This is a genomic window from Butyrivibrio sp. NC2007, assembly GCF_000421405.1.
Taxonomy (GTDB): domain Bacteria; phylum Bacillota; class Clostridia; order Lachnospirales; family Lachnospiraceae; genus Butyrivibrio.
In genome coordinates this window covers 51846-72194 of the sequence record NZ_ATWY01000018.1, presented here as the reverse complement: position 1 = coordinate 72194, position 20349 = coordinate 51846, and the positions used below count along the sequence as shown (strand labels likewise).

Below are 20349 nucleotides of genomic sequence, written 5' to 3'. Positions count from 1 at the left end.
GTTGTGCCTGTTGTTTTATGAGGTTAGAAATGAAAAAAAGGACTAAGATAACAGCGATGCAGCATCTGGGGATTATTTTCTTTGCTGCAGCGATCTATTGTCTGATCAGATCCATAACTTTATCTCTTACCACAGACATCTGGTATGACGAGCTCTTTACCATGGAGTTTGCAACAAGGCCTGTAAAAGAGCTGATAAGCCTTACGGCCAGAGACGTACATCCGCCTTTTTACTACATGATAGTAAGGCTTTTTATTCTCTTGTGTGACAGTCTTGGGATTACCGGTGATGGCGCTATACTTGGGGCAGAATCCGTTGCCAAGCTTGTGTCTGTGCTTCCGTTCTTTATCCTTATGATCTACGGGGCTACTACCATCAGAAAGTGCTTCGGTATTCTTCCGGCAGGATTATTTTCTTTTGCCATAATAACCATGCCCCAGATGCCCGAGTACACCACGGAGATCCGCATGTACAGCTGGGCTATGCTATTTGTGACCATGGCTCTGCTTCATGGACTAAGTCTCCTTGACAGCATAATGGGCAGAGGAAGAGAAGGGTGGAACATTTTAGATGGTCTCATGCTGTGGCTTAGCACCACTGCTGCAGCCTACACTCATTACTATGCTGCTTTTGCCATCGGGATAATTTATGGAATTCTGATAGTCTGGATGCTGGTCTATTATATGCGCGTTGCGAAGAAGAAGACCGAAGGAAAAATCGGCCTCAAGGCAGCAGCTACTCTGATTGTTGCCATTAACCTGACCATCGCATCCTATATTCCCTGGGTATCTGTAGTGCTGAGACAGGTAGGCGCGGTAAAAGCAAACTACTGGATACAGCCGGTCAGCATCAGGAGTTTTGGCAGCGCAGTTAAGCATCTTTTTAAGGGCTACTTTACAAACGAGCTTCTGGCAGTTGTGATAGCTGTTTTATTATTTGTGCTGGTAGCATTTTTACTGGTAAGGACCGTGCTCAGAACCATTAGGGCAAAAGAGATTACGGATGCATATACACTTTTCGCTTTTTCAGTACTTCCTTTAGTTGTCTTGACCGGACTTATTGCGTCAATCCTTATAAGACCTGTGTTTGTGAACAGATATATGCTCCCTGCATATGGGTGCTTCTGGCTCGCAATTTCTGTAATGGCTTCTGTAGAGATTGACAGAGTCTATAAAAGAGAAAAGGGGCAGCTTGCAGGGAAGATCGCCGGAGTTTTGCTTGCGGTACTTATGATCATCGTGGGAGCGGTAGACTACAAGGCCTTTATCGGCAATGAAGAATATCGTATGGTCAACATCGAGAAGACTTTCGATATGCTTGATAGCATAAACAGTGATACAATAGTCATCAGTAATTTCGAACACGTTCAGGGGCTTTTGTCCTATTACCTGAATAAGAAAGAAGGCAATTACAAGGTTTATCTCTACCAAGCAGAACCTGAAGCTCTGATAAAAGAGACGGTTTCGGGACTTGAGACAATCGAGGATCCTATTGATATTGCCAACTATCTGGATGCGGGAAAAGAAGTTTTGTTTTTGGGAAGCTTTAATTCCAGAGAGGATATTTTGAAGGATTGGAATGAGCAGTATCAGATCACTTCTGAAAATGAGGGAAGCTACCTCATGGAGAGATACTGGTTTGACGTGTTCAGACTCAGCAGATAACTGATATTCGGAGATATTATGAAAAAGAGATTTCTTGGCCTGTTTATGGCTCTTGCCATGACTGTTATGGCAATGCTTAGTATAAATACTGTAAATGCATATGCAGAAGAAGACCTTAAGGAAGCTACATGCTGCAGCTTTGTTGTTCCGCTTCAGTTTGAACCATCAAGTGAAAAAGGTCTTTTCATAAATAAGGAACACCCCATGGAATCATCAACCATTCAGTACAGCGTATACTACAACGGACTGGATGTGGTGCTCACAAACAGGGAGAAAGCTGCCCTTGCTGAGCATAATGAACCCAAGGTGACCGATAAATCTACTGAACTTACAAAAGATATCTATCAGGAGACCATCGCTGCTGCTTATAACAGTGAATATGGTGAAGATGTGGGATATTCCGTCAGCTCTTTTGACAAGATAACTGTTGACGGTTATCCGGGATACAGGATAGAAGCAAGTTTCCAGGCCGCGGATCAGGAGAAGATCTATCAGACCGTATACATGCTTTTGTCGAGATACAGGACCTTCACCGTCACTTTTCAGAGAGCGGAGGATGATGAGTGTCAGGACGCATTTTCAGAGTGTCAGTCCACTATTCATGTACAATAAAACGTTAAGTATGATATCATTATTGTAAGAAGTTATGTCGTTTTGCACCCGGGAAATTACAGGATATGTTTGACAAGCTTACAGAACTGATATCAAATGGCGAGTACAATGAGGCCTTATATGAGTTTCAGGAGGAGTTTTTTCACATCGATGAGAGAACTCCCGATGAGGCTGCCAAATTGTGCATTCTGGAAGCTTCTTTGTGGGAGGTATTAAGCGACAGCCAGGCTGAGTTTGATGCCATCGCAAGGGGGCTTTCTTACAATCCCGGAGACTACGAGCTCTTTTACATGCTGGGGCTCTATTATCTTAATCTGAATATCGATCAGGCATATCTTTGTATGGAGATGGCTGCCTTTTACTGCGACGATGAGGCGGACAGGGAGGTTATCCTTGATACGCTCTCGGACCTTAAGTGCACACCCTCTGTGAGAGTTAGAAATACCAGCATCATGATCCTCTCTTACAACGATCTGGAGATCATGAAGGACTGCATTAAATCCGTTGAGGATTTCTGTCCCGCAGGAACCTATGAAATCGTGGTGGTGGACAATGCATCAACACAGGAAGGCGTAAGGGAGTATCTCAGGGAGAAAAGAGATAGTGCCGATTACCCGTTTATTCTGATAGAGAATGAAGAGAATGTGGGCTTTCCCAAGGGCTGCAACATCGGAGCTACAGCCTGTAACAAGGACAATGACATTTTCTTTTTGAATAACGATGCAGTACTTATGCAGAACTCACTATTCTTCCTGAGAATGGGACTGTATGACAGCAGAGATGTAGGAGCATGCAGTGCTTTTTCCAACAGTGCTTCCCTGCAGGAGGTGGACAGCAATGACCTTTGGGATGAAAAGCCGCCCTATAAAGAGGCTGTGGAGATTTTCAGGCAGTACGCCAGAAAGAACGGTGTTCCTAAACATCTCCCGTATATAAAGAGATTTCGCCTCACGGGATTTGCACTTTTGTTATCCAGAGATGCAGTAGGCAGTATTGCTGCTGACGGGCAGGTCTTTGATGAAGCATTTTCGCCGGCATATTTTGAGGATGATGATCTGGGGATTCGCCTTGCAAGAGCAGGTTTTAACCAGTATCTTTGCAAGAACAGCTTTATCTACCACAACGGCGGAAACGGCTCTTTTGGCGCATCCAAGGGAATGGAAGAAGGAAGGCAGAGATTCATTGATAAGTGGGGCTTTGATATCTGGGGATATTCGCTGCCGTGGTTCGAGGCTGCAGATGCAGTGATAGAGCTGGCAAAAGAGAGAAAGGGTTATCTTAAGGTTTTGGATTTTACCTGTGGTTTTGGTGCCACAGCTTCCTACATAAAGAGTCAGTGCCCGGGCGTTTTTGTTGCCGGTGTCTGCAGGACTTCTTTTGAAGCCGGTATCGCAAGGCATATGACTGATGATGTTGTTTACGGTGAACTAAATACCGTAAGACTTCCCTGGAAGAGCCATTCCTTTGACGTGGTTCTGGCCGAGACCTTGTTTGTGAACAAGGCAAGGATCGGCGAGATGCTGAGGGAAGGCGGGATACATATTGGCAATGATCAGGAGGATGAAAAGTGATCTGTCCAAAATGCAAAAAGGCGTTGCCACAAAACATGAATATGAACATCAGATTCTGTCCGCTCTGCGGAGAGGAACTTTTTGCGCAGGGAAAGAGCTATATAATTGAGGTCCAGTGCGTAGGTCAGAGGGAGAGTGAAGATGCTCTTATGATGGTATTTGTTGATGACCGCCAGATGTATGAGGTCAAGGCAGGTGAGAGCATTTATATTGCTTTGGACGCGGGCTTTCATTCACTTAAGTTCAGACAGAAGATCAGAAGTAAGACCATATCACTTCCCGTTAACAGTGACTATGTGATAAGACCGTACTTTAACAGCCTCTCAGGCCTTATAGAGACCAATGTTCAGCAGGTTAAGATTTCAGATGCAGAGCATGGCGGAAAGGGACGTGCCGGGATAATGATCACAAAGCCTGTGATGGAATCCACAGATGGGAAGAAGACCTTTGACGTCATGCTGGGAGATGACGATCCGGAGTATGAATTTAATGCCACCAGCGGCTTTAAAGAGGGGGTTCTGAGGCTCTTTTCCGAGAGATGTGAATTCAGTCCTGAGGATAAGTTCAAAAAAGAGGTTCTTCAGTATAAAGAAATAGTGTCTGTAAGGCGTAAAATGGGCTCTTTAGACATAGAATGTGCAGGAAATGTGCATAAAGTTTATAGTATTCCGAAAGATATCTACAATGAAGTTATGGCATTTTTGACTAATAGAATTAGTGAAGTCCAGGAAATACAATAACTTAGGCTACATGGGCATACCAAAAAACAAACATAATAATGTGTAATAATGAAAACAAACAGCCCTTTTGTGCTGTTTGTTTTTTCGTTAACATTTCGAAAATTTATCATTTCAGAATGGATGTGGCATTGATGCGTAGACGTTAAAAAGTCTTTTATTGTATCAACGAATTGTGAAAAAAGTGTGAACACTTTCGTAAATTCTTGTGGCAGATGGCAATTTCGTTAAAATGCCAAAAATCAGTGGGTAATCTGTATAAAAATTTATGGGAAAATTCCCCTAAAAAGTGAATGACGAAAAAACGTCTATGTGTTATTCTATTGATTGCAAAAAGAAAGAGATTTCACAAGAAAAAAATATCATAGGAGGTAGCGACATGACAAAGGCTGAAATTCTTAAAAGAGAAATTCTTTCACAGTATAAAAGTGTTAGACAGTTTGCAATAGATATGTCTATTCCATACAGTACACTTGTAACAGCATTAGATAGGGGGATTGAGGGGATGGCTTACGGAACAGTGATCAAAATGTGTGATCGTCTGAATCTGAATCCGGTTGACTTCTCAACACTTGAGCAGGGCACAGACCTTGGCAAGAAGATCGTCGAGAACCGTGTAATGCAGCAGTACGTGAAGCTCAACAAGGCAGGAAGAAAGAAGATCCTGGACATGATGGGGGATTTCTCACAGCTTGACAAGTATCAGGCAGAGTGAGCTGAGAGAACCTGGTGAGGTACTTTCGAGCCTGGTTCGAACGTCTTACGGTGAGCGCCAGCGAGGCGTAAGTTCCTTATTGAAACAAATGAGACTCTTTGGCATAATAGTCAAGGAGTCTTTTTCATTTTGGAGGAATTTTTATGCATTATGATTATCTGGTAGTAGGCGCAGGATTGTTTGGAGCTGTCTTTGCAAGACAGATGAAGGACAAGGGCAGAAAGGTCCTTGTGATAGATAGAAGGGATCACATCGGCGGAAATGTTTATACCGAGAACAGAATGGGCATCAATGTACACAAGTACGGTGCGCATATCTTCCACACTTCTGACAAGGAAGTCTGGGACTATGTAAATGATTTTGCCGAGTTCAACAATTATATCAACAGCCCTGTGGCGGTTTATAAGGATGAGCTCTACAACCTTCCCTTTAACATGAATACCTTCAGCAAGATGTGGGGCATCAGGACTCCCGATGAGGCAAAAGAGATAATAAATGCCCAGGCAGAGAAAGAGAAGGAGCGCATAAAGAGCGAGAAAGGTACAACTGAGTTTGAGGCAGAAAACCTTGAAGAACAGGCACTTAGCCTTGCGGGACGTGACATCTACGAAAAGCTCGTAAAGGGCTACACCGAGAAGCAGTGGGGAAGAGACTGCAAGGAACTTCCGGCATTTATCATCAAACGTCTTCCCATGAGATTTATCTATGACAACAACTACTTCAATGACCGCTACCAGGGAATCCCGATCGGAGGTTACACAGCTCTGGTGGACAGGATCCTTGACGGAATAGAGGTTAAGACAAATACAGACTATTACAAATTCATGAAGCTTGAAGACGGACTTCCTGTTAAGCCGTTTACTTCCTGTGATGGAGATAGCTTTGACAAGATCGTCTTCACAGGCATGATAGATGAATTCTTTGGCTACAAGCTCGGAACTCTTGAGTACAGGTCTCTTAAGTTTGAGACAGAAGACCTTCCCGAGGTTGACAACTATCAGGGCAATGCGGTTGTAAACTACACCGAGAGGCAGGTTCCGTTTACAAGAATAATCGAGCACAAGCACTTTGAGTACGGAACAGGTAAGGGAACCATCATTACCAGAGAATATCCTGCTGACTGGAAGCACGGCGATGAGCCTTACTATCCAATGAACGATGCTAAGAACAACGAACTCTATGCTAAGTATAAAGAGCTTGCTGATGACTTCAGTGATGTTTACTTCGGCGGAAGACTTGGACAGTACAAGTACTACAACATGGATCAGATAATCCGTGAAGCTCTGGATATGAGCAGATCTGTATGAGATAAAGATGAATAAAAAAGCCCCCGGGTCTTTAAGACCCGGGGACTTTTTGCTGCAGTAACGTTCACCTGCAGCTATATTATTTCAAGTCTTCCCCTCTGCAGCGGGGAGACTTAAGCGCTGCCTCCAGCGCTTAACAATAATTGTTGAACATCATTCCGGAATACTCACTGGTTATGTATGGCGATGAGTAGTCACGGTTATCGGGATTTCTGTAGTTAACAACCGGCCTGTCTACGTACTTCATAGGGTCAACCGATATGTCTTTTGTCTTCTCTATCAGAGCATCCGCGAATCTGTTGATGGGTTCTAATGACTCCATATTGCTGCTTCCCGATACGGCTTGTTTGAGCAATTCGTCGTCTATCGAAAGAGAGCCGTTACCCTCGAGCTTAACGCCTATATCTTCAACGTTACTAAGGTGCTGCTGCGCTATGCCTATGACTTCGGCACGGAGCTTGGATCCCTTAAACTTATCGTCGGATATTCCCATAGCACCTTCAATAAAGTTGTTGTAATTATCTATCAGCGATACCACGTGCTGCATCAGGGCTTCGTTGTCCTTCTTGATTCCTACGTGGATCGGGCTTCCGCGCTCGGTGAGCTCGTGAAGCGTTATATCAAATTTACCGCCGACGGTGAAGTGATTGGATACTGAAACTTTTTCTTCGCCGTTTAGCGTAAAGTGTGCGTTCTTAGCCGGTTCCGCGACTTTATCAAGTCCAAGGAAATCAACCGAGCCCTTCGCAAGACCACTTTCTGATTCGTAGATCTCGAACTGGCTGAGCTGTCCGGGCTTTAGACCCGTGTGGCTTGACTGTATCTCAAGCGCCGATCGGTTACCGTCTTCTATGATGCTGGCGCTAAGTCCGATGTTAGCCTTATTGATCAGGGTCTCTAACTTCTTTTGCACATCTATGTTGGTGTCGGTGTTATAAATGCTGAACTGGAATTCAAATTCCTGCCCGTTTATCCTGACATCAAATGCGTAATTGTCAGGCTTAAGACCGGTGGAATCCTTCGGGATAAGATGTCCTCTGTTTACCTGGCTGCTTGCCATCTGCGTGGCTTCTATGTCAAAACCGATGGCTCCGATATCCTGTTCCGGAGTCTTGCCGATATAGTTTGCGGAAACCTTATCTTCATCGGTTGTATAGGCCGAGGAGTGATTGAGAGAAGATTTATCCTCATGATCACTAAGCCTCTTGATACTTCCCTGAAGCTGTCTTGCTTTTTCTTTTATATCAATCGCATCGTTTCTCGATACGTCATCATCTGTAAGTAGATAAAGAGGGGACTTCTTGTTGATTTTTGCAATCGACTTATACACATCCCTAAGCTCATCCTTACGATGCGCGTCGGCCTGTGTAACATCTTTAGACACGTAGTCTTGTATGAAGTGGTTATAAGCACCACTTAAAGAAATGCCTGCCATAATGCCCCTCCTTTCTTCCTTGATATACGTACGAGTCCTTCACTCTACCATTCCTTTGGTATCTGTCGCACGAGGGCATATTTAGCCACGTTTAGTTACCCTTATCATACTAAAAGCAAGTCAAATGTCAACAATAATGAATAAGATTTCATACGATTTTATAGAAAGTTAATAATTAATATATTATTATGAGATAAGTGAATTTTTTAGAGCAGGTGGAACAAAGCAATGTTATGGATCGTGATAATAGCGCTTCTTCTTGTTTCCGCAAGAATGGCGAGAGTATATAAAGAGAATATTTTGGACACACTGGCAATTTCTTTTGCAGGCCTTTTGATGATAATGTATGTTCTGGCTTTCTTTAGAGGGCTGAAGGCTATAGCTTTCGTATCCGCGATAGCCATAGTTTATGTGCTTGTCCGCATGATGATCGACAGCCGCAGGAGTAAGTCTTCTATGGTAAAAGAGCTTTCGGAGTACGGCAAACTCCTGGCAAATCCCGGAGTTATCTGCACCGGAGCAGTAACTGCCTTTGTGGGCTTCATGACAAGGCAGCAGGTGTTTACCTGGTGGGATGACATAAATTACTGGTCATCTGATGCCAAGCAGCTCTTTTTCCTAAATGGCTTTCCCGGTAAGTACGGAAATGTCTCGCCGGAGTTCGGTGACTATCCGCCCATTCCTTCCCTGGCCAAGTGGCTGTTTTTGCAGCTGGGAGGAAAAGAGTATACGGAGAGCCTTCAGTTTCTTGGATACTTTGCGCTGTGTATGATATTTCTTTTGCCAATGCTCGCCAGGGTTGAGGCTGCCATAGAAGCTGCGGATATGAAGAGCTGGTGCAAGATAGTACTTAAGGTGTTTGCAGCTGTCTGTACCTGTTTGTTCCCCGGAGTGTTCAACGGAATCATATACTACGGAACACCTGCGGATATAGTAATGGCTATTATATATGGAGCTTTGCTTCTTTCGATATATGATCAGGCCGGACATGGCAAAGGCTTTTATTATATAAGGATAGGTCTTTTTACGGCAGTACTTCTTTTGACTAAATCCGTTGGAATTGAGTGGGCGCTGTTTGTACTGATTTTCTATGTTTTAATGGCGAACAAAGATAAGCTCATGTGGCTGTCGGTATTGTTTGCCGGAGCATCCTACGGAAGCTGGCTCTTGTTCTGTCTCATAAACAGAAGGGTTGCCAAGCTCACGGGAGCGGGCATCAGAATGGCTACTTCCGGAACCTATACAGCCCCGGACAACACCTTTGATAAGATGAGGTACTTTGCCGAAGGCTTCATGTTCCAGCCGATGCATTCGGATTATAATCAGACCATTGACCTTTCTACGGGAGCAGCGGTGCTTATTATCTTTGGCGTGATCATCGGGATGTATTTACTCTCCCTTCTTGGAAAGAGTGAGATAAGGAAGATAGCTCTTTTCACCCTTATAACAGGAATCCTGGCTTACGGAATCGTGTTCATGGCTCACATATCGCTGTTCCAGACAGAGGATCAGTATCTGGATGCCTACGCCATGGGAATATCCATAGCAAGATACTGCGCACCCTTTACTTTGGGAAGCATCTATTTCATTGTGGGGGTTGCTTTTAACAGACTAAGGGCTAAGAGCGGGAAGAAGCAGTTTGCCATATTTGGTATTGCTTGCGCACTCTTTGTTCTGCTGTGTGCCGACTACAGCGGAATAGCGAAGTACCTCTGGGGATATAAAGCTCAGATTGCCGATAATGTTGCTTATAATTCCGACATGGTAGGAGAGGATGGGAAAGAGCTTGTAGAAGCAGTCTCCGATAAGGCATACTGGGGAAAGAGAGTTTTGGTCTTCAGGGATGGACATGAGTACTACTGGGTTCACAATACTTATATAAGTAAAGAAGCATCTCCGACGGCTTTGGTGTATGATGTGTTTTTGACAGAAGAGGATACGTCAGATACTATAAGGCAGAAGATGCTGGAAAGCCACGCTTCATATTTTTATGTTGAAGATAAAGATAATGCGGCTTATAACCTGTTTTCAGAACTTGTTCCAAATGGAGAGTTCGAGCCGGGTGTAGTATATGAAATTGAAGGAGCAGGTAATTGATGGGAAAGATCATACCCATTGTTATACCGGCATATGAGCCGGATGATAAGCTGATAGGTCTTATGGACAACCTTGTGTCAGCAGGGTTTTCTCCTATTGTGGTAGTTAATGACGGATCCGATAGAGAGACCTATGGACACATATTTGATGAAGTTAAAAATAGAGGCGCCATTGTTCTTGAACATGAAGTCAACAGAGGAAAGGGCAGGGCTCTTAAGACAGCCTTTGAATACTGCCTGAATGAGTTTGAGGATATGCTGGGCGTTATCACTGCAGATTCCGACGGACAGCACACAGCACCTGATATAAAAAAGTGCATGGATGCGCTGGGACAGAATCCGAAGAGCCTGGTACTTGGCGTGCGCAATTTTGATGAGTCCGGAATTCCTGCCAGATCGGTGTTTGGAAACAAGACCACCAGCAGGGTTATGAAGCTGCTTACAGGTCTGAGCATAAGCGATACACAGACAGGGCTTCGGGGAATATCTTCGGAGTTTATGAGATATCTTTTGACAGAAAAAGGCGACAGGTTTGAGTTTGAGACAAACATGCTGCTGGCCACCAAGAGCCTTGGTATTAAGATTGTAGAGGTTCCTATTTCTACTATATATTTAGAAGAAAACAAATCCAGTCACTTTAATCCGATCGTGGATTCTGTAAGGATCTATGCGATCTTTTTCAAGTTCCTGTTCTCGTCACTCTCATCAAGCGTTGTGGATATTGCGCTGTTTACAATATTCTGTGGAATGATGCGTGGCAGGTCTTTGCCATTTGACTATATTATGCTGGCAACCATAATGGCCAGGGTTATATCTGCAGTCTATAATTTCCTTATTAACTATAAGGTTGTTTTTAAGAGCAGAAGTAACGGATTATGGGCAGCGGTCAAGTATGCCATCCTGGCAGTATGCATAATGCTTTTAAGCGGAGCGCTGGTAAGTTTCTTCCATGGACTTATTCCTGCATCACCGGAGTTTGTTGTAAAAATTCCTGTGGACTGCGTACTGTTTTTGGTGAGCTTTTTATGCCAGAGAGAAATAGTGTATAAATAACAATAAAAATGTGTTGACGCGGAGAAATGTCTATGTTATATTAGACAAGCGACAAGAGATTTATGTCTTTTTTTTATGCGCAAAATTAGACAATTTATAAACGCGCGGAGGTGGAATAATGCGTACAAGAATCACATTAGCATGCACAGATTGCAAGAATCGTAACTACGACACAACTAAGGATAAGAAGACACATCCCGATCGTGTTGAAATGAAGAAGTATTGCCCTTTCTGCAAGAAGCATACTTTACATAAGGAAACAAAGTAATTTCATCCTTGAATAGGAGGGAGACTACGATATGGAACAGTCCAAGATCGGTACTTTTTTTAAGGGTGTAAAGGCAGAGTTTGCAAGGATCATATGGCCTACAAGGGATGATGTTATCAAGCAGACAACAGCAGTAGTTGTTGTTTCAGTCATTGCCTGTGCTCTGATCGCTTTACTCGATTATGCTTTTGAATATGGAATGAATTTTATTACATCCGTTTTCTAATCAGAAGGAGATAATATGTCAGAAGAAATGGAAAAGAGTCTCGAGCAGGTAGCAGAGGATTCTGTCGAAGTGGTATCTGATGAGGTATTATCAGATGCTGAGGTTTCAGAAGGTCAGATGGCAGAAGCTGAGAGCGCTACTGAGAACGAGAATGCTCACTGGTATGTTGTTCATACATATTCCGGATATGAGAACAAGGTTAAGGCTAACCTTGAGAAGACCATAGAGAACAGACATCTTCAGAGCCAGATCCTTGAGGTAAGAGTACCTCTTCAGGATGTTGTAGAGGTCAAGAATGGCGCTCGCAAGAACGTTCAGAGAAAGATGTTCCCCGGATATGTCCTTGTTAACATGGATATGAACGACGAGACATGGTATGTTGTCCGTAATACACGTGGCGTTACAGGTTTCGTAGGACCGGGATCCAAGCCCGTTCCACTTACAGATGCTGAGATCAAGAACCTTGGAATCAATACCAAGAACACTATCGCCGTTGACTTCGGCGTTGGCGATGAGATCGCAGTTATTGCCGGTGTTTGGAAGGATACTGCCGGAGTTGTTCAGAGAATGGATTTCGGTAAGCAGACAGCTACAATCAATGTTGATCTGTTTGGCCGTGAGACACCTGTAGAGATCAGCTTTGCAGAAGTAAGAAAAATCGATTCATAATGGTATTTGGGCGCTATGCGCTTGAATATATAGTTACAATCCACTGAGTGGGAGCAGACCCGCCGTGCATTCGCACGTAGCTACATCGCGAGGATCCTGCGCCGACCACATATTTTCAGGAGGTGCCAGAATGGCAAAGAAAGTCGAAGGATATATTAAGTTACAGATCCAGGCTGGTAAAGCAACACCAGCACCACCAGTTGGACCAGCTCTTGGTCAGCATGGTGTAAACATCGTTGAATTCACAAAGCAGTTCAACGCACAGACAGCAGATAAGGGTGACGTTATCATCCCTGTTGTTATCACAGTTTATGCAGACAGAAGTTTCACATTCATCACAAAGACTCCACCTGCAGCAGTTCTTCTTAAGAAGGCAGCTAAGATCCAGAAGGGATCAGGAGTTCCTAACAAGACAAAGGTTGCGACCGTTTCTAAGGAAGATGTTAGAAAGATTGCAGAGACCAAGATGCCTGACCTTAATGCAGTTGACATTGAGGGCGCTATGAGCATGATCGCTGGAACAGCTCGCAGCATGGGAATCGTAGTAGAAGACTGATGGAGGATGAGAGATGAAACACGGAAAGAAATACGTAGAAGCTGCTAAGCTTGTTGACAAGACTCAGCAGTATGAAGCTGCAGAAGCTATCTCTCTTGTTAAGAAGACAGCTACTGCAAAGTTTGATGAGACAGTAGAAGCTCACATCAGAACAGGTTGTGATTCACGTCACGCTGATCAGCAGATCAGAGGAGCTGTAGTTCTTCCTAACGGAACAGGTAAGGAAGTAAAGGTTCTTGTTTTCGCTAAGGGAACAAAGCTTGACGAGGCACAGGCTGCTGGTGCAGACCACGTTGGTGGCGAGGAGCTTATTCCTAAGATCCAGAACGAAGGATGGCTTGATTTCGACGTTGTAGTTGCAACACCTGACATGATGGGCGTTGTAGGACGTCTTGGTAAGGTACTTGGACCTAAGGGTCTTATGCCTAACCCTAAGGCTGGTACAGTTACAATGGACGTAGCTAAGGCTATCGCTGATATCAAGGCTGGTAAGATTGAGTACAGACTTGACAAGGCTAACATCATCCACGTTCCTGTAGGAAAGGCATCTTTCACAGAGGAGCAGCTTGAGCAGAACTTCAACGCTCTTATGGATGCTATCACAAAGGCTAGACCTTCATCTGTTAAGGGTCAGTACCTCAAGAGCATTACTCTTGCAACAACAATGGGCCCTGGCGTAAAGGTTGTATCAAACAGATATTAATCCTTTCGCAGCATAAAACATGTGAAATGGCGGACTACCGATTCGGTGGTCCGCTTTTTTGTGTGCATAGACTTTGAATACCACAATATGTTGTGGTATAATGCTCTTATGAGAAAAGGGTTTTATGATCAGGACAGCTGGACTGACAAGATAAATATAAAAGATTTTCTTAAAAAGCCACAGACAGTGGCTTTCTTATTGACTTTTTCTACGATCCTGGTAGTCGGAATACCTGCGCTTTTGATCTTTGGTAATTTCAAATACTCAAATGAAAAGTATCAGAAAGGTCTTTTTGCAACCAAGTGGGAAGCTATCCCTGAGGCAGGAAGAGCTGAGAATGCTGCAATCACAGATGAGGAATCTGCCAAGAGAGCTGCGATCATATATGAAGGGGATGAAGACTACACACATGTTATAGGTACGGCGAATCCGGAAACAGTAACCATCGGCTTTGCCGGAGATATTCTTTTTGATCCTAACTATGCTGTGGGTGATGCTTTCAGGAGAGCCGGTAATACGGCTGAAGGAGTTGTTGGACAGAGCCTTCTTGAGAAGATGCGCAGCGTTGACATCATGATGGTCAACAACGAATTCCCGTATTCTAATGGCGGATCACCTACTGAGGGCAAGACTTATACCTTCAGAGCTGCTCCGGAGACATCTGCAATACTCGGAACAATGGGCGTTGATATTGTGGGACTGGCCAATAACCATGCATATGACTATGGCGAGCAGGCTTTTCTTGATACCATGGCTACCTTGTCAAATGCGGGAATTGCATATTCGGGAGCGGGCAACAACATTGATGAGGCGTCTCACCCGGTTTACTATATAACAAGTAACGGAATGAAGATTGCTATCATAAGTGCCACTCAGATCGAGAGAAACGACTATCCGGACACAAGACCTGCAACTGAGGATTCTGCCGGAGTCTTCAGATGCATGAACGATGCTCTTTTACTGGAGAGGATACGTGAGGCGAGAGAAAAGAGTGCCTACGTTATAGTATTCATTCACTGGGGGACCGAGAGTACAAGTGAGATTGATTATCTCCAGAGGGATCAGGCAAAAGAAATTGCCGATGCCGGAGCTAACCTGATAATCGGCTCACATCCGCATGTGCTTCAGAAGATTGATTATGTTGACGGAGTTCCTGTTGTTTACAGTATGGGCAATTACATCTTTAACTCCAAGACGCTTGATTCCTGTATGATAATCACAACACTGCATAAAGACGGAGCAGTTAACCTGCAGTTTGTTCCTGCGCTGCAGAGCGGATGTACGGTTACTGAAGCTACAGGCTCAGAGCATGACAGGATCATAAATGAGATGGCTGCCATGTCACCCGGAATACATATAGATTACAATGGTTATATCAGTCCCAAATAAATACGATAAAATGCTTGACATTATTGTTCTTTTATGATATTTTATTCAAGGTCGTCAAAAAGACGCCATGCCGAAGACAGCAGGTGTTCCGCATGAATATTATGTGGAACGTAAAGTGTAAACGCCTGCCGAGGAAAAGTTTAATTCAGACTTTTTGCCTCTCGATGTCTTCGAGAGGTTTTTTTTCGGCGGTAAATTCTATAAGGAGGTAAAAAAATGGCAAAGGTTGAATTGAAGCAGCCTGTAGTAAATGAGATCTCTGAGAAGATCAAAGACGCTCAGGCAGTCGTACTTGTAGATCACCGCGGACTTACTGTTGCGCAGGACACAGAACTTCGTAAGAAGCTTCGTGAAGAAGGCGTAACATACAAGGTGTACAAGAACACAATGATGAACTTCGCTTTCCAGGGAACTGATTTCGAGCAGCTCAAGGATCTTCTTAACGGACCTTCAGCAATGGCTGTATCTGAGTCAGATCCTGCAGCACCTGCTCGTGTACTCTATGAGTTTGCTAAGAAGGCAAAGGCTCTTGAGATTAAGGGTGGTGTAATCGAAGGAAGGTTCTACGATGCAGCAGCTATGTCTGAGATCGCAGCAATCCCTTCAAAGGAAGTTCTTCTTTCAAGATTGCTTGGTTCTATGCAGTCACCTATCGCAAACTTCGCTCGCGTTATCAATCAGATCGCAGAGAAAGGTGGCGAGGCAGCTCCTGCAGAGGAAGCAGCACCTGCTCCTGCAGAAGAGGCAGCTCCTGCTGAGACAGCAGAGGCACCTGCAGCAGAGGCTCCAGCAGCTGAAGCAGCAGAAGCACCTGCAGCAGAGTAATATACTCGTTGCAGTAAACTGAAATTATTTATTGAAAATTACAAATTATATGGAGGAAAATATAATGGCAAAGTTAACAACAGCAGAATTTATCGATGCTATCAAAGAGCTTACAGTTCTCGAGCTTAACGATCTTGTAAAGGCTTGCGAGGAAGAGTTTGGCGTATCTGCAGCAGCAGGCGTTGTAGTTGCAGCAGCAGGAGCTGGCGCAGCAGCAGCTGGTGAGGAGAAGACAGAGTTCAACGTAGAGCTTACAGAGGTTGGTCCTAACAAGGTTAAGGTTATCAAGGTTGTTCGTGAGCTTACAGGTCTTGGACTTAAGGAAGCAAAGGATCTCGTTGATGGAGCTCCTAAGATGGTTAAGGAGAACGCTTCTAAGGCAGAGGCTGATGACATCAAGGCTAAGCTTGAGGCTGAGGGTGCAAAGGTTACTCTTAAGTAATTTAAGCTATATTCTAAGATGTATCAGGGACGGATTTTTAATCCGTCCCTTTTTTGTTGCAAAAAGTTCTTGACATCATATTCTGCTAGACGTATAATGGACAATGCACTATTGTGGTGAAGTGGGTCTTTTTGCGCATTTTTTTAGTGCGCTTATTAAGGTGACTCATTTAATCACTTAAAATATTAAAGAACGGGGTGAATGTCAATGGAAAAAAACAGATTACATCCTACCGGCTCTGGTAAAAACTTACGAATGAGTTTCCAGCGCCAGAAGGAAGTCCTGGAGATGCCTAACCTGATCGAAGTTCAGAAGAACTCTTATCAGTGGTTCCTCGACGAAGGCTTAAAGGAAGTCTTCGACGATATTTCTCCTATTGAGGACTACAGTGGGAAGCTCAGTCTGGAATTTGTCGATTTTAAGCTTTGCGAGGATGAAATCGATAAGAACAAGAACACTATCGAGAAGTGTAAAGAGCGAGACGCTACATTCGCAGCTCCATTGAAGGTTAAAGTTCGTCTTCACAACAAGGAGAAGGACGAGATCACAGAGCATGAGATTTTCATGGGTGACCTGCCTCTCATGACAGCTACCGGAACTTTCGTTATCAACGGTGCTGAGCGTGTTATTGTCAGCCAGCTCGTACGTTCACCCGGTATCTATTACGATATTACATACGATAAGATCGGAAAAGAGCTCATGGCTTGCACAGTTATTCCTAACAGAGGTGCATGGCTTGAGTATGAGACCGATCCTAACGATGTCTTCTACGCAAGAGTAGACAGAACAAGAAAGGTTCCTGTAACCGTTCTTATCAGAGCACTTGGAATTGGTACAAACGAGGAGATTCTTGAACTCTTTGGCGATGAGCCCAAGATCCAGGGAAGTTTCTCCAAGGATTCTTCAACCGATTACCAGAGTGGTCTTCTTGAGCTGTACAGAAAAATCCGTCCCGGCGAGCCTCTTTCAGTAGAGAGCGCTGAGAGCCTTATCACAGCAATGTTCTTCGACCCTAGAAGATATGACCTTGCTAAGGTAGGAAGATATAAATTCAATAAGAAGCTTCACTTCAAGAACCGTATCAACGGACATGTTCTCGCTGAGGACGTTGTTGATGAGACAACAGGCGAGATGATCGCTGCTGCAGGCACAAAGGTTGACCGTGCCCTTGCAACTGAGATCCAGGATGCGGCTATTCCTTATGTAATCCTTCAGGAAGAGGAGAGAAACGTTAAGGTTCTTTCTAATATGATGGTAGACATCACACACTTTATCGAGTGTGATCCTGAGCAGCTCGGAATTACTGAGAACGTTTACTATCCTGTTCTTAAGGAAATCCTTGAGGAGTACACAGTTAAGAACGATCCTGAGGGCCTTGCTGAGACCATCAAGAAGCGTGTACACGAGCTTATTCCTAAGCACATCACTAAGGAAGATATCATTGCTTCCATTAACTATAATATTCATCTTGAGTACGGAATCGGTAACGATGATGACATCGACCACCTGGGCAACAGACGTATCCGCTGCGTAGGTGAGCTTTTACAGAATCAGTATCGTATCGGTCTTTCAAGACTTGAGAGAGTTGTTCGTGAGAGAATGACAACACATGACACTGAGGAGATCTCACCTCAGACTCTTATCAACATCAAGCCTGTACAGGCTGCTGTAAAAGAGTTCTTTGGTTCATCACAGCTGTCTCAGTTCATGGATCAGAACAACCCTCTTGGTGAGCTGACTCACAAGAGACGTCTTTCAGCTTTGGGACCTGGCGGTCTTTCAAGAGACAGAGCCGGATTCGAGGTTCGAGACGTTCACTATACACACTATGGACGTATGTGCCCTATCGAGACACCTGAAGGTCCTAACATCGGTCTTATCAACTCACTTGCAAGCTATGCAAGAGTTAATGACTACGGATTTGTTGAGGCACCTTATCGTAAGGTAGATATGTCAGATCCTGAGAATCCAAGAGTAACAGATGAGGTTGAGTACCTTACTGCTGACGAAGAGGATAACTACCATGTAGCTCAGGCGAACACTCCTCTTGATGAGGAAGGACACTTCAAGAAGAAGACTGTATCAGGAAGATATAAGGATGAGACTTCTGAGTATCCTAAGACAATGTTCGAGTACATGGACGTATCACCTCGTATGGTATTCTCAGTTGCTACAGCACTTATCCCGTTCCTTGAGAACGACGATGCTAACCGTGCGCTGATGGGATCAAACATGCAGCGTCAGGCAGTACCTCTTTTAACAACAGAGGCTCCTGCGGTTGGAACAGGTATGGAGAGAAAGGCAGCAGTTGACTCAGGCGTTTGCGTTGTTGCAAGAAAGGCCGGAACTGTTGATTTCGTAGACAGTAAGCTCATCCAGATGACCTACGATGACGGTGAGAAGGAAGAGTTCCACCTCATTAAGTTCCAGAGATCAAACCAGAGTAACTGCTACAACCAGAGACCTATCGTCTTCAAGGGCGACCATGTTGAGGCAGGTCAGGTTATCGCTGATGGTCCTTCAACATCACAGGGAGAACTTGGTCTTGGTAAGAACCCTCTCATCGGATTCATGACTTGGGAAGGTTACAACTACGAGGATGCTGTTCTTCTTTCAGAGAGACTTGTAAGAGACGATGTATTTACATCTGTACATATTGAAGAGTACGAGGCAGAGGCCCGTGAGACTAAGCTCGGACCTGAAGAGATCACACGTGACGTTCCCGGTGTAGGTGATGATGCCCTTAAGGATCTTGATGATCGTGGTATCATTCGTATCGGTGCTGAGGTTCGTGCCGGTGATATCCTTGTTGGTAAGGTTACTCCTAAGGGAGAGACAGAGCTTACAGCTGAGGAGAGACTCCTTCGTGCTATCTTCGGTGAGAAGGCAAGAGAAGTAAGGGATACATCCCTTAAGGTTCCTCACGGTGAGTACGGTATCGTAGTTGATGCCAAGGTATTCACAAGAGAGAACGGTGATGAGCTTTCACCCGGTGTAAACCAGGCAGTCAGAATTTATATCGCACAGAAGAGAAAGATCTCTGTAGGTGATAAGATGGCTGGTCGTCACGGTAACAAGGGTGTCGTTTCAAGAGTTCTTCCTATAGAGGATATGCCATATCTTCCTAACGGCAGACCACTTGATATCGTGCTTAATCCTCTGGGCGTTCCTTCCCGTATGAATATCGGACAGGTCCTGGAGATTCACCTTTCACTTGCTGCCAAGGCACTTGGATTTAACATCGCAACACCTATTTTCGACGGTGCAAACGAGATAGATATTCAGGATACTCTTGAGCTTGCTAACGATTACGTTAACAGCACATGGGAAGAGTTCGAAGCTAAATACAAAGATCTTGTAGATCCTGAGATCATGCAGTATCTGTCAGATAACAGAGATCACAGAGAGCTTTGGAAGGGCGTTCCGATCAGATCAGACGGAAAGGTACAGCTTCGCGACGGTAGAACCGGACAGAAGTTTGACAGCCCTACAACAATCGGACACATGCATTACCTTAAGCTCCACCACCTCGTTGACGATAAGATCCACGCTCGTTCAACAGGTCCTTACTCACTGGTAACACAGCAGCCTCTGGGTGGAAAAGCTCAGTTCGGTGGACAGCGTTTCGGAGAGATGGAAGTTTGGGCACTTGAGGCTTACGGTGCAGCTTATACACTTCAGGAAATCCTTACAGTTAAGTCTGACGATGTTATCGGTCGTGTTAAGACTTACGAAGCAATCATCAAGGGAGACAACATCCCTGAGCCAGGCGTGCCTGAGTCATTCAAGGTTCTTTTGAAAGAGCTCCAGTCACTTGGTCTGGATATCAAGGTTCTTCGCGAGGACAATACTGAGGTAGAGATCATGGAGAGCGTTGATTACACAGATTCTGATTACCGCTACGAGATTGAAGGCGATACATCAGGACGCGATTACAAGCAGGAGTCATTTGAAGCTAACGGCTTTACAAAACAGAGTTTCAACGATGAAGGCGAACTCGAAGATGAGCAGGTAGATGATTTTGATTCTGATGAGTCATTTGAGGACGCTGAAGAGTCTTTTGACGAGTAATTGATTAACC

The 20349-nt window shown here is 44.4% G+C and carries 18 protein-coding genes and 1 other annotated feature; of the genes, 17 read left to right on the top strand and 1 reads right to left on the bottom strand.

Annotation, left to right across the window (positions count from 1 at the left end):
* The first annotated feature begins 29 nt into the window (after positions 1–29).
* The 6 genes from G632_RS0114225 to glf all read left to right on the top strand — a co-directional run bounded on the left by G632_RS0114225 (position 30) and on the right by glf (position 6606).
* A complete protein-coding gene (locus G632_RS0114225; protein ID WP_022770033.1) occupies positions 30–1664 on the top strand; it encodes a hypothetical protein in 1635 nt (544 codons plus the stop codon).
* Positions 1665–1682: 18 nt separating this feature from the next.
* A complete protein-coding gene (locus G632_RS0114220) occupies positions 1683–2276 on the top strand; it encodes a hypothetical protein (RefSeq protein WP_022770031.1) in 594 nt (197 codons plus the stop codon).
* Between the two features lie 65 nt (positions 2277–2341).
* Positions 2342–3847: a glycosyltransferase gene (locus G632_RS21395; RefSeq protein WP_022770030.1), complete on the top strand. Its 1506-nt coding sequence runs from the start codon at positions 2342–2344 to the stop codon at positions 3845–3847.
* Complete coding sequence (locus G632_RS0114210; protein WP_022770029.1) at positions 3844–4587, top strand: hypothetical protein; 744 nt, start codon at positions 3844–3846, stop codon at positions 4585–4587. The genes G632_RS21395 and G632_RS0114210 overlap by 4 nt, the downstream gene beginning before the upstream one ends.
* 376 nt (positions 4588–4963) lie before the next feature.
* A complete protein-coding gene (locus tag G632_RS0114205; RefSeq protein WP_022770028.1) occupies positions 4964–5299 on the top strand; it encodes a hypothetical protein in 336 nt (111 codons plus the stop codon).
* Between the two features lie 143 nt (positions 5300–5442).
* Complete coding sequence (gene glf / locus G632_RS0114200; protein ID WP_022770026.1) at positions 5443–6606, top strand: UDP-galactopyranose mutase; 1164 nt, start codon at positions 5443–5445, stop codon at positions 6604–6606.
* Positions 6607–6739: 133 nt separating this feature from the next.
* Here glf and fliD read toward each other — a convergent pair whose 3' ends face one another.
* Positions 6740–8041: a flagellar filament capping protein FliD gene (fliD, locus tag G632_RS0114195; protein ID WP_022770025.1), complete on the bottom strand. Its 1302-nt coding sequence runs from the start codon at positions 8039–8041 to the stop codon at positions 6740–6742.
* Positions 8042–8269: 228 nt separating this feature from the next.
* Here fliD and G632_RS0114190 point away from each other — a divergent pair, with 228 nt between their 5' ends.
* From G632_RS0114190 to rpoB, 11 genes are all read left to right on the top strand, one after another.
* Positions 8270–10138, top strand: coding sequence for a hypothetical protein (locus tag G632_RS0114190; RefSeq protein WP_022770024.1), 1869 nt, complete (start codon positions 8270–8272; stop codon positions 10136–10138).
* On the top strand, positions 10138–11190 hold the full coding sequence (locus G632_RS0114185; RefSeq protein WP_035782788.1) for a glycosyltransferase: 1053 nt from the start codon (positions 10138–10140) through the stop codon (positions 11188–11190). Before G632_RS0114190 ends, G632_RS0114185 begins: the two co-directional genes overlap by 1 nt.
* Before the next feature lie 118 nt (positions 11191–11308).
* On the top strand, positions 11309–11458 hold the full coding sequence (gene rpmG / locus G632_RS0114180; protein WP_013281689.1) for a 50S ribosomal protein L33: 150 nt from the start codon (positions 11309–11311) through the stop codon (positions 11456–11458).
* Between the two features lie 31 nt (positions 11459–11489).
* Positions 11490–11684: a preprotein translocase subunit SecE gene (gene secE, locus G632_RS0114175; protein ID WP_022770022.1), complete on the top strand. Its 195-nt coding sequence runs from the start codon at positions 11490–11492 to the stop codon at positions 11682–11684.
* A gap of 117 nt (positions 11685–11801) precedes the next feature.
* Complete coding sequence (gene nusG, locus G632_RS0114170) at positions 11802–12353, top strand: transcription termination/antitermination protein NusG (RefSeq protein ID WP_051154955.1); 552 nt, start codon at positions 11802–11804, stop codon at positions 12351–12353.
* Positions 12354–12483: 130 nt separating this feature from the next.
* A complete protein-coding gene (gene rplK / locus G632_RS0114165; RefSeq protein ID WP_022765113.1) occupies positions 12484–12909 on the top strand; it encodes a 50S ribosomal protein L11 in 426 nt (141 codons plus the stop codon).
* Positions 12910–12922: 13 nt separating this feature from the next.
* A complete protein-coding gene (gene rplA / locus G632_RS0114160; RefSeq protein WP_022765114.1) occupies positions 12923–13612 on the top strand; it encodes a 50S ribosomal protein L1 in 690 nt (229 codons plus the stop codon).
* A 108-nt stretch (positions 13613–13720) separates the two neighbouring features.
* The gene (locus tag G632_RS0114155) at positions 13721–15001 is read left to right on the top strand and encodes a CapA family protein (RefSeq protein ID WP_196802295.1); all 1281 of its coding nucleotides are present in this window, start codon (positions 13721–13723) and stop codon (positions 14999–15001) included.
* A 52-nt stretch (positions 15002–15053) separates the two neighbouring features.
* Positions 15054–15194 (top strand) — a sequence feature (ribosomal protein L10 leader region).
* 23 nt (positions 15195–15217) lie between these two features.
* Complete coding sequence (gene rplJ, locus G632_RS0114150; protein WP_022770018.1) at positions 15218–15826, top strand: 50S ribosomal protein L10; 609 nt, start codon at positions 15218–15220, stop codon at positions 15824–15826.
* Positions 15827–15890: 64 nt separating this feature from the next.
* Positions 15891–16268 (top strand): 50S ribosomal protein L7/L12, encoded by a 378-nt coding sequence (gene rplL / locus G632_RS0114145; protein ID WP_013281756.1) that lies wholly within the window; start codon positions 15891–15893, stop codon positions 16266–16268.
* A gap of 207 nt (positions 16269–16475) precedes the next feature.
* Positions 16476–20339 (top strand): DNA-directed RNA polymerase subunit beta, encoded by a 3864-nt coding sequence (rpoB, locus tag G632_RS0114140; protein ID WP_026512601.1) that lies wholly within the window; start codon positions 16476–16478, stop codon positions 20337–20339.
* Positions 20340–20349: the final 10 nt, after the last annotated feature.